This window comes from Maritalea porphyrae (assembly GCF_027213965.1).
Lineage (GTDB): Bacteria > Pseudomonadota > Alphaproteobacteria > Rhizobiales > Devosiaceae > Maritalea > Maritalea porphyrae_A.
The window spans coordinates 79,044-103,022 of the sequence record NZ_JAPWGX010000001.1 but is presented as its reverse complement, the minus strand read 5'-3'; the positions used below and the strand labels follow the sequence as shown (position 1 = coordinate 103,022).

Here is a 23,979-nt window from a genome sequence, read left to right as displayed (position 1 = left end):
TTTAGACCCCATAGTACCATGGCGCAACAATGCTGAAAGTAATCCAAACCAATAAGATTAATGGCACACCAGCAATAAAGTAATGTTTGAACCGATAATGCCCGGGTCCCATGACCAACAAATTGGTTTGATAGCCGATTGGGGACGCAAAAGAAGCATTGGCACCAAGGATAACAGCAACCACAAATGGCAATGGATCAACACCTAAGCTTTGTGCTGTGGATATGGCAATCGGGGTGAACAATACCGCCGTGGCATTGTTGCTCAACACATTGGTGAGAATGGCCACAACGATAAATATGATCGCCATCACAATGGATGGTGTCACATTGCCAAGGCTACCAACGGCCCAGTCCGCCAACAATTGCGCGCCGCCAGTGGCTTCTAAAGCCCCAGACATGGCGATAGCAGAGCCGACCAAAAGAATAATCCGTCGATCAATCGCTCGGGTTGCTTGGCGCACGTTCAAGCAACCAGTCGCCAACATACCAAATGCCCCCGCAATTGCAGCAAACACGATGGGCACAACGCCCGTTGCGATGGCAAGGACAGTAGCAAGAAATACCAGCTGTGCGCGTAGCGCGAAGCGGTGAGGGCGCAATTCAGAGGCACTCCATTCGATCACCACAATATCTTGCAATCCGCGCATTTTGTTGATCCGGTCAGCAGGACCTGCAATCAACAGCACGTCCCCGGCCTCCAAACGAATATCGGACAGAGACTCGCGCGGCATGCGACTTCGCCGTTCGACCCCTAAAATCAAACAGCCATGTTGCGCAAGAAATCCACGCTGATCGACACCATTGTTGATGAGGCGCGAACCGGGCTGCACCAACGCTTCACACATGACCACACCATGATCAGGCGTGCCATCGTCAGAACCGGGTTGAATAGGGTTGTCAAAGGCACGCCATTGTTTCAGCGATTCGGTCAGCTTTTCCCGTGTGGCGGCCAAAATCAGTACGTCGCCAGTGCGTAACTCAATGTCATCGAACGGGGGCAGGTATCTCTGATAACCACGAATGACCGTGCGAACGGTCATGGTGGTGATCGAGGGGAACATGCCGGCAACCGTTTTGGCCCCAATTAAGGGGTGTCCTTCGTAAAGTCGAATTTCAGAAATAAACTGCAAATTGCGTTGTGGGATTTCCTGCCCATCTGCATTGATGGCACTGGGCAATAGTCGTGGCATGACAAAAAGCACATATGCGCCGCCAACCAGCGCCATGATGGACCCAGGAACGGTAAAGGCAAAGAAGTCCAATCCTTGCACACCAGCACCAATAGCAATGCCCGCTGCAAGAAGGTTGGTGGACGAGCCAATGAGCGTGGTCATGCCGCCTAGAATTGAAATGAAACTCAACGGCATCATCATCTTGGGTGTTGGCAATTTCCGACGCGCAGCAACGGCTGTGAGCAGCGGGATAAACATCACGACAACTGGAGTGTTGTTGATGAATGCACTGGCAAGACCAGCAATGACCAATATTAAAGGGATAACCCGGCGCGGATGGCGGGGCCACAGCCGCTCAAAGGTCTTGGTCAAACCGCCAAGTGCGTCAGTTTGAAAAAGGGCCTGACCAATGACCAGAAGAGCCAAAATCGTCAAAAGGGCCGGGTTGGAGAACCCAGACAGCAACGCATCAACCTCAAGTCCTGAATCAGGAGCAAGCAGACCAACCGTCATCAATAGAACGATTGCGCCCAGTGCCACCAGCTCAAGCGAGACCACTTCTGTCGCAAACAATACAATTGCAATTACAATAACTGCAAAGCTTGCCCACATGGCGATAGAATCAATGTTTAAAACTTGTGCGACCATAAACGACACATTGCAGACTGGGGGCGATCACTCCAAGTCCGTTTTTTGCCTTACATCGCTCAAATCAACAGATTTTGTTGTTTTTTGAGCGGCCTAGTCGCGCCAGCGCGGGTTTTTTGGGTCTGCCCAAGCTTCCCCATAATGCTCGGCTTCTTGCCGCCAAAACTGCTCCATGGGCGAGCGACGCACCATCAACGTACCAACAACAAGGTCATGCAACATCTGGCGGCGCTGTGTGAACAGCGGCACAAACAAGACCAAAGGCGTAAGTGCTTGAGCGATCCAGCCCGCAATAGGGTGCAAAACCGCCAAACCGCCATCCAGCGGCGTAGAACGCGTTGGCGTAAGCACAATATCCATAATCTGCATACCTACAGTGGCACGGGCAGAAGAGCCCAATGTCACAACATAATAGGCAAACAACACGCCGGGAACCAAAATGAAGTAACCCAGCCACGCGATGCCAAGCGTCAATATGCCTAGAACACCAAGAACAACGGCCGATACAACAATGGCAACCGTTATGATGACGCTGTCGATAAAGAAAGCGATGACCCTGCGCATTAAGACGCCTTCAAACAGTTCTGGTGATGTGTTGGGTGTGGGAAGGTCGTCACGCATTATTCGTCCAAACGCATCTTTTGGCATCTTTGTTCTCCATTGTTGTAGCATAGATGGGCATGAATGTGCTGGGTGCAAGACTGTTTTACACATTTGTGTGATGGGATGAATTCAAAGCACACGTTTGCGCACCGCGGCGCATTTGCCCGGAGATTGAAGATATTGCAGACACGCGAGGCAAGTTTTTGTCTCTTAGTGCGTTGAAATGTAAAATGAGACGCCGACCGCCTCGCGCAAATGGCTTTTGCCTTAAAACTGAAATGCCCCGAGGTGCTAAACCCTTCTATCCCCTTGCTCAGCGCTCCATCAAAACAGTTTTGATCTCTTGCGATCATTTGATGATCACCGTTTTAAAGGTGAAGGTGAGAAACAATACCCACCAAACATCTTACAAGCTGCCTTCGGTGTCAGGCTGGACATTTCAATTCAACGCGAACAACAACCGTCTTGTTGTTCGGCCATCCCCTTTTCTTTGAGGAAGTTGGCTGATCCGGGGCGATGCGGCTGGAAGTCAATTGTTCCTCTCGCACCGTCCCGCACTTGATGCGGGACCTCTTTAAAGAGCCCCCCCACCCTTAATCCCTCCCCACAAGGGGGAGGGAAACAAGGGCAGTGCCATCACAACTCTCACCGCCCAACATTCGTCAATGCCCTGCGACGGTTTCAAGAAAAGGTATGGATATTCTGGCATAAGGTTTTGGGGGCGGGGATAAGTTTTGGGATGAATGGGCAATGGGAGCCTAGCGACTGAGCAATCGCGGGGCCGTCCACCGCTTGTGCGGCAAGAGCAAGCGGCACGCTGTGAATTTGAATTTGCGGGTATAAATGGGGCCAGCTTGGTTCGGGGCAAACCTGCAATCCAAGCTGGTTGATGATTAATCGTTCAGCAATTGCGCCATTTCTTTGGCAAAATAGGTCAAAACACCCGAACAGCCAGCGCGTTTAAACGCCACAAGGCTTTCAACCATTGCCGCTTGTTGATCGATTGCGCCGGCTTGGCCAGCAAACACAATCTGTGCATATTCGCCAGACACCTGATAGGCGAAGACAGGCACTTCGAACCGGGTTTTGATTTCGCGCACGATATCAAGATAAGGCATACCCGGCTTGACCATAATCCAATCCGCAGCCTCTAATATGTCTTGCTCAACCTCGCGCATGGCTTCTTCGCGATTGTAGGGTTCAAGCTGATATGTCTTCTTGTCGCCTTTTAGTCGAGAGCCAGAACCAACGGCGTCTCTGAAGGGGCCGTAGAATGCCGAAGCATATTTTGCCGAGTATGACAAAAGAATTGTATTTTGAAACCCTTCCGCATCCAACCCTTCTCGTATGGCACCAATGCGACCATCCATCATGTCTGATGGAGCTATTATGTCCGCGCCCGCGCGCACTTGATTTAGTGATTGTTTGATGAGGACATCGACAGTCTCGTCATTCAAAATCTGCTCGCCGTCCATCAACCCGTCATGGCCATGACTTGTATAGGGGTCTAGTGCAACGTCGGCGATCAAACCAATTTCTGGCACGGCGCTCTTTATGGCCGAGAGAGCACGGCACATCAAATTGTCCGGATTAAAGCTTTCTTCGCCCATGTCCGAACGGCAGTCTGCGGGCGTGTTGGGGAACAATGCCAGCGCAGGTATGCCCAACCCATGGGCTTCTTTGGCCGCTTCTACAGCCAAATCAATGCTCAGCCTGTCAACGCCGGGCATGGATTTTACGGGGTCGCGCTCATTAGTCCCCTCAATTACAAATAGCGGCCAAATCAAATCACTGGGTTGAATTGTGTTCTCACGCACCAAATCGCGGCTCCAGCCAAATTGGCGTGACCGCCGAAGGCGACGACCATTCAGAAAATCCATGTTTGCGCGTGCGAATTTGTTTGTCATAGGTCTCACATCAAATATTAAACTGCTTGGCGCATTTGGAACTTAACTTGATACAATCGTCCAGCTAAATTTATGTAATTTCGCTGCGGCACCTTGCCACGAGTTCAAAAGTTTCGTTATTGAGCACAAAAAAGGAGCGATCAATGGCATTCACAGCACGTCGAATTCGCGTGGCAGCACGTGTCGTTGCGGGCGTAAGCTTATTCGTGGGATTGGCCAATGCGCTCCATGCTCTTGGGGTAAGCGGCAATGTGTCTGACCCTGTGTTGGGGTTCGGTCAATTCGTGTTCGCTGTTCTGACCATAATCGCGGTTGTGCGCCTGTTTGCAGCGGTTGGGCTTTGGGCTTACGCAACCTGGGGCGCTTTTTTGCTGTTGTTTGCAAGCTTGTTAGAGATCGCGCTGGTGGTTCTTGGTGGTGCAGAAATGATCGTCACACCAGCTGGATTCGGTATGAGCATTCTGCTGCTTTCTTCTGCCGTTGGCCTGTTGGTGTGGCGCGTTATCAATATCAGAATGCAGGTCAAACGGCTGTGATGGTTAGGAAATCCTGAACGCAGGTAAGGTTTGGGAAAGCTAAAAATGTCAAATGTTTCAGTAACATATTTTTAAGTCTGTATCTTAAACTGATCTTATCGCCCGCTCGCTAATTTGGCTGCATAGACACGAAAAATCGTGCGACCAAAACAGTGAGGCAATTATGGCAATGAATACTTTGAAAGTGCAGGCGCATGTGCCTGAAGAAGGGCACACTTTAAAGCCCAGCTATCTTGAAGCAGTTTCGCGCGTTGAGCGCTTACACCGCCGGTTACTTGATCTTATTAAAGACGAATTCGATCGTATGGGGTGGGATGATATTGGTCCCGTTCAAGCGATCATGATGTTTAACATTGGTGATTCAGAGCTTACAGCCGGCGAATTGCGCTCGCGTGGCTACTATCTAGGTTCCAATGTCTCTTACAATCTGAAGAAACTAGTCGACACAGGCTATATTCACCAAGAAAAGTCAAAGACTGATCGCCGTTCTGTGCGCATCAAACTGACGCCAAAAGGTGAAGAAGTGGCCGAGGTCATCGACGAACTTTATGACCGTCATCTGAAATCAATTGCAGAAGTTGGTGGTCTTTCCCAGGAAGAATTTGAGGGGCTAAATACAGCACTTGCTCGCCTTGAACGCTTTTGGGTCGACCAAATTTTGTACAAACTTTAGAATATTTTCTAGGTCCTCAACAGGACTGTTTGGTTGAGCGCGGGTCATGTCGAGTGCATTTTTTAGCATCGACATGGCCTTTCGCAGTTCAATCTGCTCAATCAAACCCACATAAAAGTTCAAGTGCACGCATAGTCACAATCATGCCGCAAACGCCCCTTATTCAGCATTTGCAAGATTGGCAGGTTGAGGCAATTGCGCTGGGGTGTTAAACCTCGGCAAAATTATCCCTGTTTTGGTGACCATTGGGGCATTTGGCATGAGTTTCTCTAAGAATTACGTTTTGGCAGCGCTGTTGAGCGTCGCATTATCATTTTGCGTTGGTGCCGGTTCTGCATCAGCACAAGACAGCGAAAATGCGCCAAGCGCCGCAATTGAAACCATTGAGCCCATTTTGTCTTACGACACGGCTTATAATCTGCAGCTCGCCATTCAAAAATATGAAGCCATTGTGGCGGCTGGCGGTTGGAAAGAACTGTCGCGCGGAACCTACGGTTTGAAAAAAGGCGCGGTTCAAGGTCATGTGCGTGGTCTTCGTCGCCGACTAGTTGCGACGGGTGATTTGAGCGCGGACCTAAGAATGTCCGATAAATTTGACCAAGATGTTGAAGACGCTGTGCGCTTGCTTCAAGCGCGTCACGGGTTGCGCCCAACAGGCATAATTGATCAAGAAACAATGATCACAATGAATGTGCCTGCCACGGAAAAGCTTACACAGCTGCGGCTTAACCTATTGCGCGTGCAAGACGCGGTGAGTGCTCTGTCTGAGCGGTATATCGTTGTGAACATTCCCGCAGCATCGATTGAAGCGGTTGAGAATGGCACCGTACAACGCCGACACACAGCAATTGTCGGGCGCATTGAACGCCCCACGCCGCTTTTGCATTCAAAAGTGCACGAGATTAATTTCAATCCCTATTGGCACGTTCCAAAAAGCATTATCCGCCGTGATATCATAAAGTATATGAATGATGATCCCCAGTATCTGACCAACTTCCGCATCAAAATCTATGGTGCTGACGGCGAGGAATTGGACCCAGCTTCAATTGATTGGTCAACTGATGAGGCCGTGCAATACGCTTTCCGGCAAGAGCCGGGTGCGGAAAACTCCATGGGCCATGTGAAGATCAACTTCCACAACAAACATGCCGTTTATTTGCACGACACACCGCAAAAATCACTATTTGGGCAAAACCGCCGCTTCCATTCTTCTGGTTGCGTGCGGGTTGAAGAAGTTGACGAGCTTGTTGCTTGGTTGCTTGCGGGCAATGAAGAATGGAATCAATTGGCTGTTGATGGCGCCTTCGCCTCTGGTGAACGATTAGATGTGCGATTGAAAAGCCCGGTGCCTATCATCACAACCTACATTACCGCTTGGGCAAACCGCCAAGGCGTTGTGTCATTCCGTGAAGATATTTACCAGTTCGACAAGCAAGGACGTGTTGCACTGCTTGACGATTAGGTATTAATTGTGGGCATGAATGAACGCGAGAAAAGTGAAATCGGTACGGTATATTTCGAATTTGCCCAAATCGGCGGGCAGGTGCGGATAAACGCGATTCACGAAGCTACGGGCGTCGAAGTCATGGCAATTGCGCCCATTCAAGCGACGCAGAACCACATGCGTCAGCTCGCGCTTGGTAAGCTTAAGCGAAAACTTGAGCAACTGAGTAAGCAATAAGTACCATTTAATCCACAGACGGCTTGGATAACCCAATTTCCTATGATAAGCGAAGCGCACCGAAATTGGTCGTTAATCGCGAGGATTTTCCATGACCGAAATTTTTCCAAATTTCTTCTCCAATTCGCTGGCGGATGTCGATGCCGATGTTGCGCGGGCAATTGATGCTGAACTTAATCGTCAGCAAACTGAAATCGAACTGATCGCTTCTGAGAACATTGTTTCAAAAGCAGTCATTGAAGCACAAGGTTCTGTGCTGACAAACAAATACGCAGAAGGCTATCCGGGCAAACGCTATTATGGCGGTTGTCAGCATGTTGATGTGGTCGAGAACTTGGCCATTGATCGCGCAAAGCAGCTTTTCGGCTGTGATTTTGCCAATGTGCAGCCAAACTCTGGCTCACAGGCCAACCAAGGCGTATTCCAAGCGCTCATCCAGCCGGGTGACACGATTCTTGGCATGAGCCTTGATGCTGGTGGTCACTTGACCCACGGCGCGCGTCCTAACCAGTCTGGTAAATGGTTCAACGCTGTGCACTATGGTGTGCGTAAAGAAGATGGTCTGTGCGATATGGACCAAGTGCGCGAAATGGCCAAAGAGCATCAGCCAAAATTAATCATTGCTGGTTTCTCTGCTTACTCTCGTTTCCTTGATTTTGCGGCATTCCGTGAAATCGCGGATGAGGTGGGCGCATACTTCATGGTAGATATGGCCCACGTTGCTGGTCTTGTGGCCGGTGGCAAATACCCAAGCCCATTCCCCCATGCGCATGTGGCAACAACCACAACGCACAAAACATTGCGCGGCCCACGTGGTGGCATGATCTTGACCAACGATGAAGCCATCGCCAAGAAGGTCAATTCAGCTATTTTCCCTGGTATTCAGGGTGGACCATTGATGCATGTTATTGCAGCAAAAGCAGTAGCTTTTGGCGAAGCTTTAACACCTGACTTCAAGCAATATATCTCAGATGTTGTTGATAATGCCGACGCGTTGGCCAAATCAATCATCAGCGGTGGCTTGGATATCTTCTCCGGTGGAACAGACAACCATTTGATGCTTGTTGACCTTCGCCCCAAAGGCGTAACCGGCAAAGCAACCGAAGCCGCTCTTGAGCGTGCGCACATTACTTGTAATAAAAATGCAATTCCGTTTGATACGGAAAAGCCTTTCATTACGTCTGGTATTCGTGTGGGCACACCGGCAGCAACTTCACGTGGCTTCAACCAAGAAGACTTCACCAAAGTTGGTGAGTTGATTGTTGAAGTGGTTGCTGGTTTGGCTGAAAATGGCGAAGAAGGTAATGCTTCAGTGGAAGCTGGCGTTCGTGAGCAAGTTAAAGTGCTGACAGACGCGCACCCAATCTACGCATAATTTGCCTTAAGGAGGCACCATGCGCTGCCCTTATTGCGGTAACCATGACACGCAGGTAAAGGATTCTCGGCCCACCGAGGATTCTAACGCTATTCGCCGCCGCCGAGTTTGCTCGGCGTGCGGTGGACGCTTCACCACGTTTGAACGTGTGCAGCTGCGCGAATTGATTGTCAGCAAAAAGTCCGGTCGCAAGGTGGCTTTTGATCGGGAAAAACTGAACCGATCCATCAAAACAGCCTTGCGCAAACGCGAAGTTGACGCAGAAGCCGCAGATCGCATGATCTCAGGCGTTGTGCGCCGGCTGGAAAGCATTGGCGATGCTGAAATTACGTCCGAGCAAATTGGTCAGCTGGTAATGGAAGGCCTCAAAGAACTCGACGACGTAGCCTTTGTGCGCTTTGCCTCTGTTTACAAGAATTTTTCCAAAGCGGACGACTTTAAGTCGTTCCTGTCCAAGCTCGACGCGGACAATTCGGACGACGATTAAATGCCAACCTTGGCGGACATCAAATGGATGGACGCAGCCGCGAGGTACGCATCGCGCTTTTTAGGCACCACAGCAGAAAACCCCACCGTTGCCGCACTTATTGTTGATCCTAAAACGGACATACTGGTTTCTCGTGCTGTAACTGCACCCGGTGGTCGCCCGCACGCTGAACCCCAAGCGATTGAAAGTGCAGGCGAAAAATCAGCAGATGCAACGCTCTACGTTACGCTTGAACCCTGTCACCACCACGGTAAAACGCCACCTTGTGTTGACGCAGTGATTGACGCGGGCATCAAGCGTGTTGTTATAGGTCAGTTGGACGCAGACCCACGTACCGCAGGTCAAAGTGTCGAAAAGCTGCGTGCGGCTAAGATTGATGTCATTGTGCTCGTGGATCATCAACCAACAACGATATTGCACCGCGCGTTCTTTAAGCGCGTTAGAAAAGGCCTCCCTTTTGTCACAGCCAAACTCGCCGTATCCAAAGACGGTATGGTTGGGCGTATCGGCGAGGGCAATGTTGCCATCACCGGATCAGAGGCAAAGGCTTGGACCCACACTCTGCGTTCACGGATCGACGGGATTGCAGTAGGTGCAAAGACTGCCATTTTGGACAACCCGTCGCTTAATGTGCGTTTGAGGGGGCTGGAAAGCCGCAGTCCACGACCAATTGTCATTTCGTCTGCAACCTCAGATTTGCCAAGTGGCATGACACTTGGTGCAGACCCACGTTTCGTGAGCGTTTGCAGCAACAAAGACTTGAAAAGCGCCCTCCAATCAATTGCGAATGAAGGCATCAATCATTTGCTGGTGGAGGGTGGCCCTAAGTTGCTAAATGAACTGCTCGATGCCGGACTGATCGATGAGTTTTACCTATTGGAAAGCAAAATTGAGATTGGGGCAGGCGGCTTGCCTGCTGTGCAAGGCTCAAATATTGGCGACAAGCTGGCATCGCTGGGCTTTTTAGACTATGGAACCAGCAAACTTGGCGCAGATCGCGTTACACACTTTCAAAGGAACGATTAGTGTTCACAGGAATTGTTTCAGACGTTGCAAACATCATTTCAGTTGAAGAGCGGGCTGATGGTCGCAAAATGCGCATTGGCACGTCTTACAACACCGTTGATTTCGACCTTGGGGCATCAATTGCCCACAACGGCATCTGTTTAACCGTAACCGCAAAAGAAAATAGTGCGGACGGTAAAAATTGGTTTGAGGTATTTCTGGGGCAGGAAACACTGTCTTTGACCACTGCCAAGAATTGGGCGATTGGCGACAAAGTAAACCTTGAACGCTCTTTGCGATTGCAAGATGAGCTGGGCGGACACCTTGTGTCGGGGCACGTTGATGGAATTGCAAAAATTGTGTCGCGAGAGGACTTTAGCGATCAATGCAAACTGACGTTTGAAGTGCCAACTGACCTTGCTCGGTTTATCGCAACCAAAGGTTCGGTGGCGCTAAATGGCACTTCGCTGACTGTGAACTGGGTAGAGGGCAATCGCTTTTCGGTTCTGCTGATTCCGCACACGCTTGAAGTGACAAATTGGCACCTTGCGCAAGCGGGTGATGAGATAAACATTGAAATTGATCAGATGGCGCGATATGCAGCGCGCTTGATTGAAATGCAATAACCCCCGCACAACCTGCGATTTGAGGACGAAGATGACCGACAAGCCAAAGATTTTGCTCATTGAAGCACGTTTTTATGATGAATTGGCCGATGAACTTGCAGCAGGTGCGATTGAAGTGCTGGAAAAAGCAGGCGCTGAAATAACACGCGTCGCTGTCCCCGGCGTATTGGAAATTCCCGCTGCCCTTTCAATGGCGCTCATTGCCGCTGAAGTGGCCGATGCCGACATATACGATGGTTATGTTGTTCTTGGTGCTGTTATTCGGGGCGAAACAACCCATTATGACATTGTTGCCAATGAAAGCGCCCGCGCGATCATGAATATGGTAACATCTGAAGGCTTGGCGCTTGGCAATGGTATTCAGACCGTTGAAAACCAAGAGCAAGCTTGGGCGCGCGCCAACCGCTCAGAAAAGAACAAAGGCGGCGGCGCAGCTGAGGCAGCGCTTGCCATGATCCAAACAAGAACCAAGCTCGGGCTATAACGATGAGTGATGACAAACCACAACGCGATCCGGGCAAAGCCAATCAACGTGGCGCAGCTCGTTTGGCTTCAGTTCAAGCGCTTTACCAAATGGATGTCGGGCGCGCTTCTTTTGATGCTACGGTTGAACAGTTCAAAATGTTTCACCTGGGCAAAGAAGTAGAGGGGGAAGAATATCTTCCCGCTGACGCCGACTATTTCAAGCAGCTGCTTGAAGGCGTGCGGACATATCAGGTCAAAATTGATCCAATTATAGACAATTCGCTCGTGGACGGTTGGCCTGTCACTAGAATCGACAGTACACTTCGGGCGATCCTGCGTTCTGCAGCGTTTGAAATGCTTTACAAAAAAGACATTCCAGCCCGCGTTGTCATCAATGAGTATGTTGATGTTGCACGTGCATTCTTTGAAAAAGACCAGCCCGCAATGGTCAATGGTGTGCTCAACAATATCGCCACAACATTCCGGCCTGACGAAGTGAAATAAATGGAGATAAATCAATGACCGAACCCCAATTTGATAAAGCAAAATATGCGGGGCGGAACATTGGTTTGTTGGCTGTAACCCAAGCAACTGGCGGCTCTAGCCAAGCCATTATTATGGCCGTTGGGGCGCTAACTGCAGCCAATCTTGCGCCTGACAAAAGCATGGCGACAATTCCAACCACGGCCATGATTGTTGGTCTGGCGCTTATGGCGGGCCCCGCCACCAAGATCATTTACGCCATTGGGCGCCGCAATGGCTTTATGATTGGCGCTGCATTGGGCTTTGTTGCTGGACTGTGCGCCGCAGCTGCTGTTGCCTTTTCCTCATTCATCCTCTTTGCGCTTGCTCTTTCTATTGTGGGTATGGGTGGAGCCTTTACCCAGCAGTATCGCTTTGCAATCGCCGACAGTGTGCCTGACGACATGAAGGCGAGGGCGATTTCATTGGTTTTACTTGGCGGCGTCGCTGCTGGCTTTTTGGGCCCTAGATTGTCCTATCTGGCCAAAGATTGGCTTGGGGGCGTCGAGTTCGCGGGCTCGTTCCTGATCATTTCGATCCTTTCAATCGTCGCCATGGCCATGCTCTGGCAAACACGGCTGGCGCCAATTGTTAAGCCAAAGGAAGGCGACGCCAAGGGCCGCACGGCCATGGAACTTTTCAAACTGCCGGAAATCAACATTCCCATCATAACGGGAATGGTTTCTTATGCGCTGATGACCTTTGTTATGGTCGCGGCGCCTTTGGCGATGGTGCATGTATGCGGGCACTCAGCAGAGGCCGCAACCACAGCAATTCAATGGCACATCATTGCAATGTTTGCTCCAAGTCTTGTGACGGGCAACATCATCAATCGGATCGGTTCTCACGCCACGGTGGGCATTGGACTGGTCTTAATTTTGGGTAGCGCTCTGATCAACTTGAACGGCATCACGACCCTTCACTTTGACGCTGCGTTGATCTTGCTTGGTGTAGGGTGGAACTTTGGTTTCATCGGCTCGACAACCATGCTGTCACAAGCCTATCGCCCAGAAGAAGCATCAACGGCGCAGGGGCTAAACGAGCCATTTGTTTTTGGCTCAATGGCAGTTGCCTCAATCAGCTCAGGGGTCTTGCTAAACACTCTTGGGTGGCAGTCAATTAACATCTTGGTCCTGCCTATTGTAACGGCCACTTTGGCGCTGTTGGCTTGGGGCGACTACCGTCAACGTAAGTTGCGCACGCAGTAAGCCACAAAAAGGCGAGGGGAGCAAATTGCTCAACCCTCGCCATTTTCTATGTTTCTTGAAACCGGATGTTTGAACTTACAAGCTCAACGATCCCAACAATTGTTGAACGAACGAGCGATCCTGCCCAAAGCCCGGTGTTTTGCGTGAAACGGTCTCGACCAAGCGCCCATCTTCAAGTGAATAAACCGCTTTGTCGACGACACGGTCTTTTTTGTCGAAATAAACGGCAACAACGGTGCGCTCTTTGACGTTTTTGAGGCCAAAGGCTGTCTGTTCAATTTTTGTTTCCACGTAATAATAGGCTTCTTCGTCGCCGAACGTGTTCTTAGATTGCGGTGAACCCATTACAAATTCGACCAATTGTCTGGAAACGCCTGGGCGGACCTGCGCCAAATTGTCCTCAGAAATGTCATAGCCCTGTGTGCGCTGTTGTGTAAGACAGCCAGAAAGTGCAAGCGCAGCAGCGAAGACACTGATAAGTGAAAGGAAGCGGATTGCTGAACGCGTGAACATCATTTAATTGGCTTTCTCACAAAAACTCGATTAACAAGACAAATAACGCATCTAAAAAAGGGGCGTCGGAAATCTGTTTAGCTGCCAAAGTGATAAGATGGCAAGATGCAGATGGAACTTAAAACTTCGACCTGTAGCAGAACCGACAACAGACTGATGATTTTCAACCCATTTCGCAAAGACCCATTCGCCGATGCTGCACTAGCTGCGTACAATATCATTGTGGCGCAATCTCGGCACCCAGAATTCTATTTGTCCCATGGCATTAAAGACGATGTAACCGGTCGCTTCGATATGATCGCATTACACATGACCCTGGTTTTCCACCGCCTGCACAAAGGCGACGAAGACCAAAGGAAGTTCGCCCAGTCGCTGTTTGATTTGTTCTTTAAAGATATGGACCGCTCTTTGCGCGAAATGGGCGTTGGCGATATAACCGTGCCCAAAAAGGTCAAAAAAATGGGTGAAGTCTTTTACGGCCTTTTGGGGGCGGTAAAGGACTCATATGAGAGCAAAGATGTCGCAACACTTGCTCTGGCGCTAAATCGTAATTTGTATAATGACGAAGATAGCACAAATGCAAACGTGTTGGCCCAATATGCGATTGGACAAATCGCCAACTTGGGCACTCAAAACCAAATCATTCGCGGAACAATCCATTTTCTGTCTCCCGAACAATCAATTGCCAGCATAAATGCTGAGGAACAAGAATGAGCAAGACCCAAGAATACACCATCGAACAACTATCTCTTTTGCTCGATATGGTGGTTCGTGTTGAAGAAGTGCCCACACAAGGGCGTAAATATGACTTTGCAGCCGACGAGCAAACGCTCAAAGTCCTCGCTGAGCACTCAGCGGCAACCGAACTTACACAGTTTGAAGGGTTTGTCGAAATTCGACCGATTCGTGGGGGGCTGGAAGCCAAGGGCAAGTTGAAAGCGGCACTGCAGCAACCGTGCGTTGTAACGCTTGAGCCGGTCGAAGAGCAAATTGATGTCGCTATCGAACGCATTTATTTGCGCGGCGAAGAGCCCGAGTTGGATTTGACCGCAAATGGCGAAGTCTTTGTGGATCTGGAAGTGGATGCGGACACAGAATGGTTCACGGCCGATAAAATCGATCTAAGTGATTTCATATACGAGCAGTATTTGCTAAACATTGATCCGTATCCAAAGAAACAGGGCGCTGAACTGTCAAATGTCAAAGATGACGAGGATTCGGGCGAACTGTCCCCATTTGCCGCGTTGGCGGCACTTAAACAGACAAAGTAATTAGTCGACAAAGGTGCAAAAAAGCTTGTATGCGGCTTATTCCTAGATAAGCTGCGCACGAGTTTTGCTAAAAACCAAAGCGAATATGGCAAAAAACATAACAATATCAGTCGACGCTATGGGTGGCGACAACGGGCCGGCGATCGTTCTCTTGGGCGCGAAAATGGCTCTTTTGGAGCGGCCAAACACCAAATACATCTTTCACGGGCGTGAAGATGAGCTGGTGCCTTTGCTCAAAAAATATCCTGACCTTCAAGCAGTGTCCGAAATCCGTCATTGCGAAAATGTGGTTTCGATGGACGAGAAGCCTAGTCAGGCCCTCCGCAAAGGCCGCGGCAAATCATCCATGTGGAATGCCCTGCAATCCGTTGCCGATGGAGAGGCCGACGCGGCCATTTCAGGCGGCAACACTGGCGCACTTATGGCGATGGCGACATTCTGCCTGCGCCCGATGGAAGGCATCGCTCGGCCCGCGTTGGCCGCGATCTGGCCGACCTTGCGCACAGAAATCGTTGTGCTCGACGTGGGGGCAACCGTAGGGTTTGACAAACAACAGTTGATTGACTTCTCCATTTTGGGGGCCGCCTTGGCCCGCGCGCTCTTCGATATGAAAGAACCAACTGTTGGTTTGCTCAACGTCGGCGTTGAGGAAGTTAAGGGCTTGGACGCGGTCAAAGATGCTGCCAAAGAACTTAAGTCACACACAGGGTGCGGTTACCAATATCACGGCTTTGTTGAAGGCGATGACATTGGCAAAGGTACAGTGGATGTTGTGGTAACAGAAGGTTTTACAGGCAATATCGCCCTGAAAACCGCAGAAGGAACCGCACGACAGGTCGGCACTTATCTGCGCACCGCGCTCACCAACAGCTGGCTATCAAAACTTGGCGCACTCATTGCTTCGGGTGGCCTACGCACGTTGCGTGACAAAATGGACCCGCGCAATGCCAATGGTGCTGTTTTTCTTGGCGTAAATGGCATCGTGATCAAAAGCCACGGCGGCACCGACGAAATTGGCTTTAAGAGCGCTTTGGGCATAACCTATGAAATGGCCAACAATCGATTGATGGATAAAATCGGTGACGGGCTGAAACAATTTGAAAAGCCAGCCGACAAGGCATCAAATGGCGACAATGAAAGTGACGAGGTAGCATCAGCGTGAGTGGGGTAAAATCAGTCGTGCGTGGGGTTGGGCATTATTTGCCCAAAAACGTTGTCACAAACAAAGATCTAGAGAAAAAAGTCGACACAACGAACGAGTGGATTGTTCAGCGCACGGGCATTGAGCAGCGCCACATTGCCCTAGAAGACGAACAAACATCGGATTTGGCGGTAAATGCTGCACAGAACGCGCTCGACGCGGCGGGCATCAATGCCTCTGAAATCGATTTGGTCATTGTTGCAACAACAACTCCAGACCGCACGTTCCCAGCGACAGCTGCATTGGTGCAAGAAAAACTTGGCATCACCCAAGGGTCTGCATTTGACATTCAAGCGGTATGCTCTGGTTTTGTTTATGCCGTTGCAACTGCAGATAGCTATTTAAAAAACGGTCTTGGCACCAAAGCGCTTGTTATTGGCGCTGAAACGTTTTCGCGTTTGCTCGATTGGGAAGACCGGACAACCTGTGTGCTATTTGGCGATGGCGCAGGCGCCATGGTGCTTGAAGCTGTGCCAACTGAGGCAGAAGGTGACCGTGGTGTGCTTTCAAACTGTTTGCGCTCAAATGGCGAACATTGGCGCAAGCTCTATGTTGACGGTGGCCCATCGCTAACTCAATCCGTTGGATTTGTGCGCATGGAAGGCAAAGAAGTGTTTCGCCATGCTGTAGGCATGATTTCGGACGTGGTTGAAGGCGCATTTGAAAAAGCAAATGTTGAGCCAAGCGATCTAGATTGGTTCGTGCCGCACCAAGCCAATAAGCGTATTATTGACGGGGCTGGCAAAAAACTGAAGATCCCGGCAGAAAAAGTTATCGTTACGGTGGACAAACATGCCAATACTTCAGCGGCTTCAGTGCCGATGGCGCTAAGCATTGGGGTGGCTGATGGGCGTATCAAGCAGGGCGATCTTGTGATGCTTGAGGCCATGGGTGGCGGATTTACATGGGGCGCGTCTTTGGTGCGCTGGTAAAGTGCAATAAGAGTTTGCGCTTCATCATTGACCAAGACAAATGTCGCATCTATGCTCGTTAACATATTGAAATGCATTGCGGAGTGGACATGGCAGGGAAAACACTAACACGTGCTGACCTCAGTGAGGCAGTTTATCAGCAAGTCGGCCTTTCGCGGGCCGAGTCGTCTGATTTGGTAGAGCGTGTATTGGATTTGATGAGTGATGCACTTGTCGCTGGGGAAAGCGTCAAACTGTCGTCATTCGGTTCATTTTTGGTCAGATCTAAGAATGAGCGGATTGGTCGGAATCCTAAAACCGGCGAAGAAGTACCGATTTTGCCAAGACGGGTTTTGGTGTTTAAGCCAAGCAACGTTTTGAAATCCAAAATCAACGATAAGATGCTAAGCGCAAAATAAAACAATAACAGCGCTTAGCTAATACGAGGGTGGAACCGTTGGAAAAGTCGCCAGACGCTTTTCGTACCATATCGGAAGCGGCAGACGAGCTTGACTTGCCTCAGCACGTTTTGCGTTTTTGGGAAACACGATTTTCGCAAATCAAACCGCTAAAGCGGGGCGGTGGTCGTCGCTATTATCGGCCCGACGATGTGCAACTGCTGCGCGGCATACGATATTTGCTCTATGATGAAGGTTTTACCATCAAGGGCGTCCAAAAAATTCTCAAAGAAAATGGCGCACGCCACGTGATCACCATTGGCGAAACCGGGGCAATTGAGCCTGTGGTTCCCGTTGGTGGCAATGGCGACACGGCTGAACAACCTCAAATTGCAGCACCAGAATCATCACACGGCTCCGGAAAAATCGACACCTATTCGCGCGCACGACTAAACGAAGCGCTGCACGAATTGCTCGAGTGCAAGCGGCTTTTGGACAAAGCCACGGAAGATCCGTTGAATTAGGTCAATTTATTCGCCATGACCAGTGCTGTATTTTGCATGATGCCGAACTGGACTGCATCATACACGGCGGCTGCAATGATTGCCAAAACTACGGTGTACCAAAATCTTCTTTGCAGCTTGCCAGGTGAGGCGACGCCTTCAAATTCCATTTTTGGAACCATCCACTTGAAGTATGCGAAAAGTCCTCTAAAAATATAAAGTGATAAAAACATAAAATAGATGTGAATCGGAATTTGTATGCCGCTATTCAAATCTAGATTTCCAAAAAACAAATTGTAAGCCCGAAAAGTCCCCCAAAGGGATAAAGGAAGTCCGAGAAGCATAAGTAGCCAATCATATGCGCCAGCTTTGTGGATCCAGTTTGTTGGTAGTTTTCTGTCAGCGAAGAACTCGGATAGCTGAGAGGAAAGCGACCGTGCCCACGATTCAGAGGTGCTGGAAATGAAATAATTGCTGTTGTTTGGCGTTTGCGCAGTTGGCGGATTCGACACATCCAAGAGCAATGGTCGAGTGAAATCTAAAAGCAGAGTAGCTTGTTCAGTGGGGTCATGATCTAAGAGTGCTTTTGGACTAAAGCTCGTGTCGAAGAAAACTTGGTCGACACTATCTGGAAACTCAGAACTCTCGAAGAATTCTTCGCCGTGGCCAGTTGTCATTATGCCGTTGGAGCCGGTAACAGTTACGGTGACAATCAGCGCATCGCGCACTCGCTGCGCACGTTGATTGAATTGTTGAACTGACTCTTCTTCGATCTGACTGATCTTAGACTCCAACCCATTCAAATACTCGAGCTGTTTAGCTGAGAATATCCTGTAAAGGCGTTTGAGATCAGCCGAGGTCAAACGGCAAGACTCAATAGGCGTCCGGCTCTTAAAGCTTCGCCAAGCCAAATTAGGATTTTCGTAAGCCGGAACAGGCGGTTCATTTGTCATGGGATAATGCTAAACGAAAGTATGGTGCCGATAAATAGAAAAAAAGCTGACTGGTAGTATGGGTTTGCTATTCGACGAAAAATGGTCGGAGTGGCCAGATTTGAACTGACGACCCTCTGTCCCCCAGACAGATGCGCTACCAGGCTGCGCTACACCCCGACTGGGGCCTTGTTAGACAAATTCGCTGCTTTGCGCAAGTCAGTGTTGCGCTAATTTTGTGCGTTCTGACGGATCTGACGTTTTGCGCCTTAACACCAACTCCTATTTGCGGTAGCCATCTGCCATGTGTGATGGATATTGATGATGGCCCTGATTGAAAACACCGGGATTGACCGTGACAAACTGCTCGCTGCGCTAACGGCCTGGCCGGGGCTTGCGCGCGCTCAATGCACTCTGATCAACCATACAGAAAACGCTACCTTTCGCTTGGACTTGCCCGATGGTAGCAAGAAAATATTGCGCGTGCACCGCCCCGGCTACAATAGCGAACTTGCCATCACTTCTGAACTGACTTGGGCAAAGGCGCTGCGCACCGATATGGCGGTGCAAACCCCAATCGCCATTGCTGGTAATAATGGGCATTTGCTGCAATCAGCTCATGTGAGCGGAGCATATGCGCCGCAGTTCATGGTGCTTTTTGAGTTTGAAGAGGGGAATGAACCCCAAGAAAATGAAAATCTCTCAGCGGCGTTTGTGGAATTGGGACGGCTTGCCGCCACGGCGCACAATCATGTGCAACAATGGCAAATGCCTGAGAGATTTGAGCGGATGCGTTGGACGGCCAGCAGCATTCTTGACCCAAACGGGCTTTGGGGCGATTGGCGCAAAGCACCCGGGATGACCGAACAGTTTCGATCGACCTTTGACCAACTTGATGCGTTGTTGCGCCAGCGCTTAGCAGAATTTGGACAGGGCCAAGATCGGTACGGATTGATTCATGCCGATATGCGGTTGGCGAATCTGCTGGTTGATGGCCGTCACATCAAGCTGATCGACTTCGATGACTGTGGCTTTTGCTGGTACATGTATGATTTTGCAGCCGCCATTTCATTTATTGAAGACAGTCCAGAAATCCCAGCACTCAAGGCAGCATGGCTGCGCGGCTATCGCAAAGAGCGAACGCTTGCCGATGCCGATGAAGCTGAGATGGACACGTTCGTGATGCTACGGCGTATGGCGCTAACCGCCTGGATAGGCTCGCATAGTGAAACGCCTTTTGCGCAAAGTTTGGCAGGCGACTTTGTTCGCCGAGGTGCAAAACTTGCCCAAGACTATTTGCTCAGGTTTGGTGCAGCTTAAGGCAACCGCCGGTCGTATTGGCCGCCTTTATAGACATCATAGCCAGCTGAAACGCCCCAAATGATCCCCATCACTAAGAACAAATGACGCCAGTGATCAATATCGATAATCGCGGCTTCAAGGATCAGCGGTAAAAATGTAGCGAACGCCGGGATCATCAACAAACGATTGGGTGAGGGGATGGCCATGGACACAACGGCGCGTCGCAATGTCATCAGAATCAGCCAAACAAATGCACCGCCGCCAAGCCATCCATAGTCCAAAAAGACTTTTAGGTAGGTATTGTGCGGTTGCTCTAAAACCAACATTTGGTCAAATTGCCAGGGCCCAATGCCCAGTGGGTTATTCAACGCAAGCGCATATCCCCACGCCTGTCGGCCAAATCGACCCGTTTCACCACCGTCATAACTTTGAACAAGCGAAGCACGTTGCAAAAACAAGTCTGCGACTTGCGGGATCATCAACAAGCCCAAAATACCTAGGACCAGGGCGAAAATGCCCACGACGGCCAACCCGATCATTTTTATGCGTTCACGCGGCGTCGCTTCCAACAAGAAGTTGAGCAGATAGACAATGATAAATGTCAACAGCAAGTGCCCCCATGCGCCGCGGGAGAAGGACACGAAAACCCCCACACAAATGATACCCAACCACAGGGCATTCATTGCCATTTTTCGATAGTCGCCCAAAAGGATTCGTTGCCACAAATAGGCAGCGGGCAACACCAAAAAGGGGCCAAATACATTGGGGTCTTTAAAGAAAGCTTTTGCACGACCATAGCGCAGAAACAGATCTTTGCCGGGGATCAAACCAAGATATGCCAGCGTGCCAATAAGGGCCGCAAAAACTGCAGCAAATATATACGCCTTATTGATTAAACGCATACGTTCAAATGGTTTTTCAGCAACAAAGTTGGCAACAAAATACCCGGTGATCAACAAAAACACCGTGACGGTGGTAAAGATCAAGCCCTTCGACAGCGTTGAATATTGCATCTGCAAAATGGCAACGAACGCGGGGGGAATGAACAACAAAGTTGCCATCAAATAGGTGTTGGTGCGCCGCGATATCGGCATGCCCGCCAACATGGCACAGGCAAAAACGGCCACAAATACCAACTCATAAGGGGACGGTTCAAACATAACCAGTGCCCCGCCCGCAATCCAAACCGGCACCAGCATCATCATTAGACGATGAGCGAGCGCAGAGCCGCTCACCTTAATGTTTTCGCCCACAAATGTTGTTTGAATTGACATGAGGATGGCCGCGCTAGTATGCGCCCTCGTTTTTGCTGACCAGCGAAATAGGGGTCATCAAGAGAATATAGAGATCCAAGAAGATCGACCAGTTCTCGATGTAGTAAAGATCGTGATTTACCCGCTGCATGATTTTATCGACGGTGTCTGTCTCGCCCCGCCAACCGTTAATCTGTGCCCAGCCAGTTATGCCTGGCTTCACCCGGTGGCGCGCAAAATAGCCGTCCACAGCATCATGGTAGAGACGGTCATCGGCTTTGGCTTGCAATGCGTGCGGGCGAGGGCCGCAGATTGAAAGCTCTCCGCGCAAAACATTAAGGAACTGGGGCAGCTCATCAATTGACGTCTTGCGAATAAAGCGGCCAACTTTTGTGACACGCGGATCATCTTTTGTGACCAGCTTTGTCGCTTTTTCATCCGACATTTCCGTGTACATAGACCGGAACTTGAACACATTGATCAATTCATTATTAAAGCCGTGACGCTTCTGTTTGAAGAAAACGGGGCCCTTGCTCTCCAACTTGATGGCAATCGCGGTAATCAGCATGATGGGGGAGAAAGCGACCAGTGCAACCGCTGCAACAACCATGTCAAACAACCACTTTGCGACAATATTCCAATCAGAGATTGGTTTGTCGGCCATATCAAACACCGGCACCTCACCTAAATAGGAATAGGCGCGTGATTTGAACTTCAGCTTGCTCATGTGCGCGCTTAGGCGAATATCAACGGGCAGCACCCACAATTGTTTGAGCATGTGCAATACACGTGTTTCCGCCGAAACGGGCAGGGACACAATAACCAAATCAATGCGCGTTAGCCGCGCAAACTCAACCAAGTCGGCGACTTTGCCAAGCTTGGGACAGTCCGCCACCAGTTCAGGTGAACGCTTGTCTGCCCGATCATCAAAAAGGCCAAGCAATTCGATATCGTTGGTCGCCGTGCTGGTGATGTTCTCAATGAGTTGTTCGGCATCTGGCCCACCACCAACAAGCACAGTCCGTCGCTTAAGACGTCCGGCAACCGTCCACTGGATAATCAAGCTGCGCACCGCAATGCGATAAAACACCAAGAAGGCAGAACCAATAACCAGCCAACCCAAAGTCCATACGCGTGAAAACGAGTCGCTGAGTTTGAACAAGAAGATGAATGCAATCACCAACAGAATGGTTGCGCTCCACACAGCCAATGCGCGCCCGATTTGACGCAATGTCGTGCGATACTTTTGAATCGAGTGGTTCTTAATGATGTTCTGACCGAACAATGCAACACCTGAAGCACCAATCGACATGGCAAGATAGTACAAAACAGATGGCTCGGGCACATAAACAAGACATACAATCATCCCGATTGTTGCCAAGAACAGCAGTTCGACGAGCTGAACCACTCCAACAATGATCTTGCTGGACATGGCAGTTTCAACCGGCGCCGAAGCTATTGCTTTTGCGCGCTTGGACAAAGAACTGGCAGCGACAGCATTTTGGCGTGCGCCCACAATTTCGGTCACCACTTCTTTGGGGTCGATGCGATACATTTGGCGTTATTCCTGAATTCAATATTGTTTCAAGACACACAATACGGTTCAAGGCGTGAAAGCCAAATGAAACACTATGGTAAATATTTTGCTATTGATTCAAATATATCGCTAGGATTCTACTTGCCATTTTCTCAATTGAGAACCTAGAGTGCACGTGATTTTGTAGCCGTTGATTGTGCGCGGCCAAGTCTTCACCACCTGCTAAATATTGCTGCATAGTGCGCGACAGCGCCTTTGAATCCGATGGGGGGAGCAGTCGCGCTTTTTCTGGTCCAAAAATCTCTGAAATGCCGCCAACATCTGTAGTGATGACGCTTTTTTCGGCCGCTACGGCCTCCATTACCACATAGGGCAGTGATTCTTTGAGCGAGGGGACCACAACAATATTTGCACGCGCAAATCCGTTGCGTGCGGGTTGTGCACCAGCGAATTCGACACGATCCTGCAGGTTGAGTTCAATACTCAATTGTTCAAATTGTTCCCGGTGTGGTCCATCGCCAATCAATAGCAATCGAGCGGGATTGCCTTGGGGCGTTGTGACATCGGGCAGGGCCCTTAGCAAAAACTCGACGCCCTTTAAGTCTCTGAGTTCACCAACAAAAACAAAATCAAACTCGCAATTGGTGTCAATTTTTGAGAATTCGGCTTCTGCAAGTCCATTGTGTACAACCGTTCCCTTTGCACCAACCTCGCCAATTTGATGACGATAGGTAGAGGCGGCATATTCGCTTTCGAAAATGATCCGGTCACTTTGCGGCACAAGTTGTTTTTCAAGTGTATGAAAAACACGGCCCGCCGGGGATGATTTGGAAAAATGCAGCGCCCCACCATGTGGCGTATAGATCTTTTTTACATTTGGGTTTCCCCAAGCTGCCAAACGCGCGTGAAACCCACCTTTTGCACCATGACCATGGACAACATCAATTCCGAGCTGACCAATCAGTTTCTTTATCTGAAAGGGGGCAACAAGGTCCTGAGGCCCAAAAAGACGAGGAATAGCAATTGGATGAATGCCAAGCTTTAGGTGTTTGGAGATTTGATCCAGTTTTGAGGATGTTTCAGCATCATAAGAGAGCGCATCAACGACCAATCCAACTTCGTGGCCGTCGGTGTCCAGAAAAGTAGAAAGATCACAAACATGGCGAAACAATCCGCCAACTGGTGCACGCAATACCTGTAGAACGCGCAAAGGTTTACCCATTTTACTTGATCCTACTTATTAGGTGT

Annotated in this window: 26 protein-coding genes and 1 tRNA gene; 18 read left to right on the top strand and 9 right to left on the bottom strand. The window is 49.8% G+C overall.

The window, feature by feature from the left end; genetic code table 11:
* Position 1 precedes the first annotated feature (1 nt).
* The 3 genes from O4H47_RS00640 to hemB form a co-directional block, all read right to left on the bottom strand.
* Complete coding sequence (locus O4H47_RS00640) at positions 2 to 1,822, bottom strand: SLC13 family permease (RefSeq protein ID WP_269391996.1); 1,821 nt, start codon at positions 1,820 to 1,822, stop codon at positions 2 to 4.
* A gap of 93 nt (positions 1,823 to 1,915) precedes the next feature.
* Positions 1,916 to 2,470 (bottom strand): RDD family protein, encoded by a 555-nt coding sequence (locus O4H47_RS00635; RefSeq protein ID WP_269391995.1) that lies wholly within the window; start codon positions 2,468 to 2,470, stop codon positions 1,916 to 1,918.
* 848 nt (positions 2,471 to 3,318) lie between these two features.
* Positions 3,319 to 4,332, bottom strand: coding sequence for a porphobilinogen synthase (gene hemB, locus O4H47_RS00630; protein WP_269391994.1), 1,014 nt, complete (start codon positions 4,330 to 4,332; stop codon positions 3,319 to 3,321).
* 143 nt (positions 4,333 to 4,475) lie between these two features.
* Here hemB and O4H47_RS00625 point away from each other — a divergent pair, with 143 nt between their 5' ends.
* The 11 genes from O4H47_RS00625 to O4H47_RS00575 all read left to right on the top strand — a co-directional run bounded on the left by O4H47_RS00625 (position 4,476) and on the right by O4H47_RS00575 (position 12,910).
* Entirely contained in the window at positions 4,476 to 4,868 is a 393-nt protein-coding gene (locus O4H47_RS00625) for a hypothetical protein (RefSeq protein ID WP_269391993.1), read from the top strand.
* Between the two features lie 163 nt (positions 4,869 to 5,031).
* Positions 5,032 to 5,541 (top strand): transcriptional regulator LdtR, encoded by a 510-nt coding sequence (gene ldtR / locus O4H47_RS00620; protein WP_269391992.1) that lies wholly within the window; start codon positions 5,032 to 5,034, stop codon positions 5,539 to 5,541.
* A 259-nt stretch (positions 5,542 to 5,800) separates the two neighbouring features.
* Complete coding sequence (locus O4H47_RS00615) at positions 5,801 to 7,003, top strand: L,D-transpeptidase family protein (protein WP_269391991.1); 1,203 nt, start codon at positions 5,801 to 5,803, stop codon at positions 7,001 to 7,003.
* Positions 7,004 to 7,018: 15 nt separating this feature from the next.
* Positions 7,019 to 7,222 carry a DUF6898 family protein gene (locus O4H47_RS00610; protein ID WP_269391990.1) on the top strand — a complete coding sequence of 68 codons (204 nt, stop codon included), beginning with the start codon at positions 7,019 to 7,021 and terminating at the stop codon, positions 7,220 to 7,222.
* 91 nt (positions 7,223 to 7,313) lie between these two features.
* Positions 7,314 to 8,597, top strand: coding sequence for a serine hydroxymethyltransferase (gene glyA / locus O4H47_RS00605; protein WP_269391989.1), 1,284 nt, complete (start codon positions 7,314 to 7,316; stop codon positions 8,595 to 8,597).
* Between the two features lie 19 nt (positions 8,598 to 8,616).
* On the top strand, positions 8,617 to 9,084 hold the full coding sequence (gene nrdR, locus O4H47_RS00600; protein ID WP_269391988.1) for a transcriptional regulator NrdR: 468 nt from the start codon (positions 8,617 to 8,619) through the stop codon (positions 9,082 to 9,084).
* Positions 9,085 to 10,110, top strand: a complete 1,026-nt coding sequence (gene ribD / locus O4H47_RS00595) for a bifunctional diaminohydroxyphosphoribosylaminopyrimidine deaminase/5-amino-6-(5-phosphoribosylamino)uracil reductase RibD (RefSeq protein ID WP_269391987.1) — start codon at positions 9,085 to 9,087, stop codon at positions 10,108 to 10,110.
* Entirely contained in the window at positions 10,110 to 10,715 is a 606-nt protein-coding gene (locus tag O4H47_RS00590; protein WP_269391986.1) for a riboflavin synthase, read from the top strand. The genes ribD and O4H47_RS00590 overlap by 1 nt, the downstream gene beginning before the upstream one ends.
* 31 nt (positions 10,716 to 10,746) lie before the next feature.
* Positions 10,747 to 11,199: a 6,7-dimethyl-8-ribityllumazine synthase gene (gene ribH / locus O4H47_RS00585; RefSeq protein WP_269391985.1), complete on the top strand. Its 453-nt coding sequence runs from the start codon at positions 10,747 to 10,749 to the stop codon at positions 11,197 to 11,199.
* A gap of 2 nt (positions 11,200 to 11,201) precedes the next feature.
* Positions 11,202 to 11,684 (top strand): transcription antitermination factor NusB, encoded by a 483-nt coding sequence (nusB, locus tag O4H47_RS00580; RefSeq protein WP_269391984.1) that lies wholly within the window; start codon positions 11,202 to 11,204, stop codon positions 11,682 to 11,684.
* Between the two features lie 14 nt (positions 11,685 to 11,698).
* Positions 11,699 to 12,910, top strand: a complete 1,212-nt coding sequence (locus tag O4H47_RS00575; protein ID WP_269391983.1) for an MFS transporter — start codon at positions 11,699 to 11,701, stop codon at positions 12,908 to 12,910.
* A gap of 75 nt (positions 12,911 to 12,985) precedes the next feature.
* Here O4H47_RS00575 and O4H47_RS00570 read toward each other — a convergent pair whose 3' ends face one another.
* Positions 12,986 to 13,426 carry an outer membrane protein assembly factor BamE gene (locus O4H47_RS00570; RefSeq protein WP_269391982.1) on the bottom strand — a complete coding sequence of 147 codons (441 nt, stop codon included), beginning with the start codon at positions 13,424 to 13,426 and terminating at the stop codon, positions 12,986 to 12,988.
* 108 nt (positions 13,427 to 13,534) lie between these two features.
* On the opposite strand from O4H47_RS00570, the gene O4H47_RS00565 reads away from it, so the two are divergent.
* The 6 genes from O4H47_RS00565 (at position 13,535) to O4H47_RS00540 (ending at position 17,728) form a co-directional block, all read left to right on the top strand.
* On the top strand, positions 13,535 to 14,137 hold the full coding sequence (locus O4H47_RS00565; protein ID WP_269391981.1) for a ubiquinol-cytochrome C chaperone family protein: 603 nt from the start codon (positions 13,535 to 13,537) through the stop codon (positions 14,135 to 14,137).
* Positions 14,134 to 14,694, top strand: a complete 561-nt coding sequence (locus O4H47_RS00560; RefSeq protein ID WP_269391980.1) for a YceD family protein — start codon at positions 14,134 to 14,136, stop codon at positions 14,692 to 14,694. Before O4H47_RS00565 ends, O4H47_RS00560 begins: the two co-directional genes overlap by 4 nt.
* A gap of 85 nt (positions 14,695 to 14,779) precedes the next feature.
* Positions 14,780 to 15,856: a phosphate acyltransferase PlsX gene (gene plsX / locus O4H47_RS00555; RefSeq protein WP_269391979.1), complete on the top strand. Its 1,077-nt coding sequence runs from the start codon at positions 14,780 to 14,782 to the stop codon at positions 15,854 to 15,856.
* A complete protein-coding gene (locus O4H47_RS00550) occupies positions 15,853 to 16,827 on the top strand; it encodes a beta-ketoacyl-ACP synthase III (protein ID WP_269391978.1) in 975 nt (324 codons plus the stop codon). The genes plsX and O4H47_RS00550 overlap by 4 nt, the downstream gene beginning before the upstream one ends.
* A gap of 89 nt (positions 16,828 to 16,916) precedes the next feature.
* On the top strand, positions 16,917 to 17,225 hold the full coding sequence (locus tag O4H47_RS00545) for an integration host factor subunit alpha (RefSeq protein WP_269391977.1): 309 nt from the start codon (positions 16,917 to 16,919) through the stop codon (positions 17,223 to 17,225).
* Between the two features lie 38 nt (positions 17,226 to 17,263).
* Positions 17,264 to 17,728: a MerR family transcriptional regulator gene (locus O4H47_RS00540; RefSeq protein ID WP_269391976.1), complete on the top strand. Its 465-nt coding sequence runs from the start codon at positions 17,264 to 17,266 to the stop codon at positions 17,726 to 17,728.
* Here the strand turns inward: O4H47_RS00540 and O4H47_RS00535 are convergent.
* Positions 17,725 to 18,660, bottom strand: coding sequence for a hypothetical protein (locus tag O4H47_RS00535; protein ID WP_269391975.1), 936 nt, complete (start codon positions 18,658 to 18,660; stop codon positions 17,725 to 17,727). The genes O4H47_RS00540 and O4H47_RS00535 overlap by 4 nt on opposite strands.
* Positions 18,661 to 18,742: 82 nt before the next feature.
* Positions 18,743 to 18,819 (bottom strand) — tRNA-Pro (locus O4H47_RS00530).
* Positions 18,820 to 18,963: 144 nt separating this feature from the next.
* On the opposite strand from O4H47_RS00530, the gene O4H47_RS00525 reads away from it, so the two are divergent.
* Positions 18,964 to 19,959 carry a phosphotransferase enzyme family protein gene (locus tag O4H47_RS00525; protein WP_269391974.1) on the top strand — a complete coding sequence of 332 codons (996 nt, stop codon included), beginning with the start codon at positions 18,964 to 18,966 and terminating at the stop codon, positions 19,957 to 19,959.
* On the opposite strand, the gene O4H47_RS00520 is transcribed toward O4H47_RS00525, so the two are convergent.
* The 3 genes from O4H47_RS00520 to O4H47_RS00510 all read right to left on the bottom strand — a co-directional run bounded on the left by O4H47_RS00520 (position 19,956) and on the right by O4H47_RS00510 (position 23,953).
* Entirely contained in the window at positions 19,956 to 21,215 is a 1,260-nt protein-coding gene (locus O4H47_RS00520) for an O-antigen ligase family protein (protein WP_269391973.1), read from the bottom strand. The two genes, O4H47_RS00525 and O4H47_RS00520, sit on opposite strands and share 4 nt — an antisense overlap.
* A gap of 13 nt (positions 21,216 to 21,228) precedes the next feature.
* Positions 21,229 to 22,749, bottom strand: coding sequence for an undecaprenyl-phosphate glucose phosphotransferase (locus O4H47_RS00515; RefSeq protein ID WP_269391972.1), 1,521 nt, complete (start codon positions 22,747 to 22,749; stop codon positions 21,229 to 21,231).
* 91 nt (positions 22,750 to 22,840) lie between these two features.
* On the bottom strand, positions 22,841 to 23,953 hold the full coding sequence (locus tag O4H47_RS00510) for a glycosyltransferase family 4 protein (RefSeq protein WP_269391971.1): 1,113 nt from the start codon (positions 23,951 to 23,953) through the stop codon (positions 22,841 to 22,843).
* Positions 23,954 to 23,979: the final 26 nt, after the last annotated feature.

Bases quoted from the DNA above. Each gene is read 5' to 3' on its own strand.
- O4H47_RS00640 (WP_269391996.1), bottom strand. From the start codon at position 1,822: ATGGTCGCACAAGTTTTAAACATTGATTCTATCGCCATGTGGGCAAGC.
- O4H47_RS00635 (WP_269391995.1), bottom strand. From the start codon at position 2,470: ATGCCAAAAGATGCGTTTGGACGAATAATGCGTGACGACCTTCCCACA.
- hemB (WP_269391994.1), bottom strand. From the start codon at position 4,332: ATGACAAACAAATTCGCACGCGCAAACATGGATTTTCTGAATGGTCGT.
- O4H47_RS00625 (WP_269391993.1), top strand. From the start codon at position 4,476: ATGGCATTCACAGCACGTCGAATTCGCGTGGCAGCACGTGTCGTTGCG.
- ldtR (WP_269391992.1), top strand. From the start codon at position 5,032: ATGGCAATGAATACTTTGAAAGTGCAGGCGCATGTGCCTGAAGAAGGG.
- O4H47_RS00615 (WP_269391991.1), top strand. From the start codon at position 5,801: ATGAGTTTCTCTAAGAATTACGTTTTGGCAGCGCTGTTGAGCGTCGCA.
- O4H47_RS00610 (WP_269391990.1), top strand. From the start codon at position 7,019: ATGAATGAACGCGAGAAAAGTGAAATCGGTACGGTATATTTCGAATTT.
- glyA (WP_269391989.1), top strand. From the start codon at position 7,314: ATGACCGAAATTTTTCCAAATTTCTTCTCCAATTCGCTGGCGGATGTC.
- nrdR (WP_269391988.1), top strand. From the start codon at position 8,617: ATGCGCTGCCCTTATTGCGGTAACCATGACACGCAGGTAAAGGATTCT.
- ribD (WP_269391987.1), top strand. From the start codon at position 9,085: ATGCCAACCTTGGCGGACATCAAATGGATGGACGCAGCCGCGAGGTAC.
- ribH (WP_269391985.1), top strand. From the start codon at position 10,747: ATGACCGACAAGCCAAAGATTTTGCTCATTGAAGCACGTTTTTATGAT.
- nusB (WP_269391984.1), top strand. From the start codon at position 11,202: ATGAGTGATGACAAACCACAACGCGATCCGGGCAAAGCCAATCAACGT.
- O4H47_RS00575 (WP_269391983.1), top strand. From the start codon at position 11,699: ATGACCGAACCCCAATTTGATAAAGCAAAATATGCGGGGCGGAACATT.
- O4H47_RS00570 (WP_269391982.1), bottom strand. From the start codon at position 13,426: ATGATGTTCACGCGTTCAGCAATCCGCTTCCTTTCACTTATCAGTGTC.
- O4H47_RS00565 (WP_269391981.1), top strand. From the start codon at position 13,535: ATGGAACTTAAAACTTCGACCTGTAGCAGAACCGACAACAGACTGATG.
- O4H47_RS00560 (WP_269391980.1), top strand. From the start codon at position 14,134: ATGAGCAAGACCCAAGAATACACCATCGAACAACTATCTCTTTTGCTC.
- plsX (WP_269391979.1), top strand. From the start codon at position 14,780: ATGGCAAAAAACATAACAATATCAGTCGACGCTATGGGTGGCGACAAC.
- O4H47_RS00545 (WP_269391977.1), top strand. From the start codon at position 16,917: ATGGCAGGGAAAACACTAACACGTGCTGACCTCAGTGAGGCAGTTTAT.
- O4H47_RS00535 (WP_269391975.1), bottom strand. From the start codon at position 18,660: ATGACAAATGAACCGCCTGTTCCGGCTTACGAAAATCCTAATTTGGCT.
- O4H47_RS00525 (WP_269391974.1), top strand. From the start codon at position 18,964: ATGGCCCTGATTGAAAACACCGGGATTGACCGTGACAAACTGCTCGCT.
- O4H47_RS00520 (WP_269391973.1), bottom strand. From the start codon at position 21,215: ATGTCAATTCAAACAACATTTGTGGGCGAAAACATTAAGGTGAGCGGC.
- O4H47_RS00515 (WP_269391972.1), bottom strand. From the start codon at position 22,749: ATGTATCGCATCGACCCCAAAGAAGTGGTGACCGAAATTGTGGGCGCA.
- O4H47_RS00510 (WP_269391971.1), bottom strand. From the start codon at position 23,953: ATGGGTAAACCTTTGCGCGTTCTACAGGTATTGCGTGCACCAGTTGGC.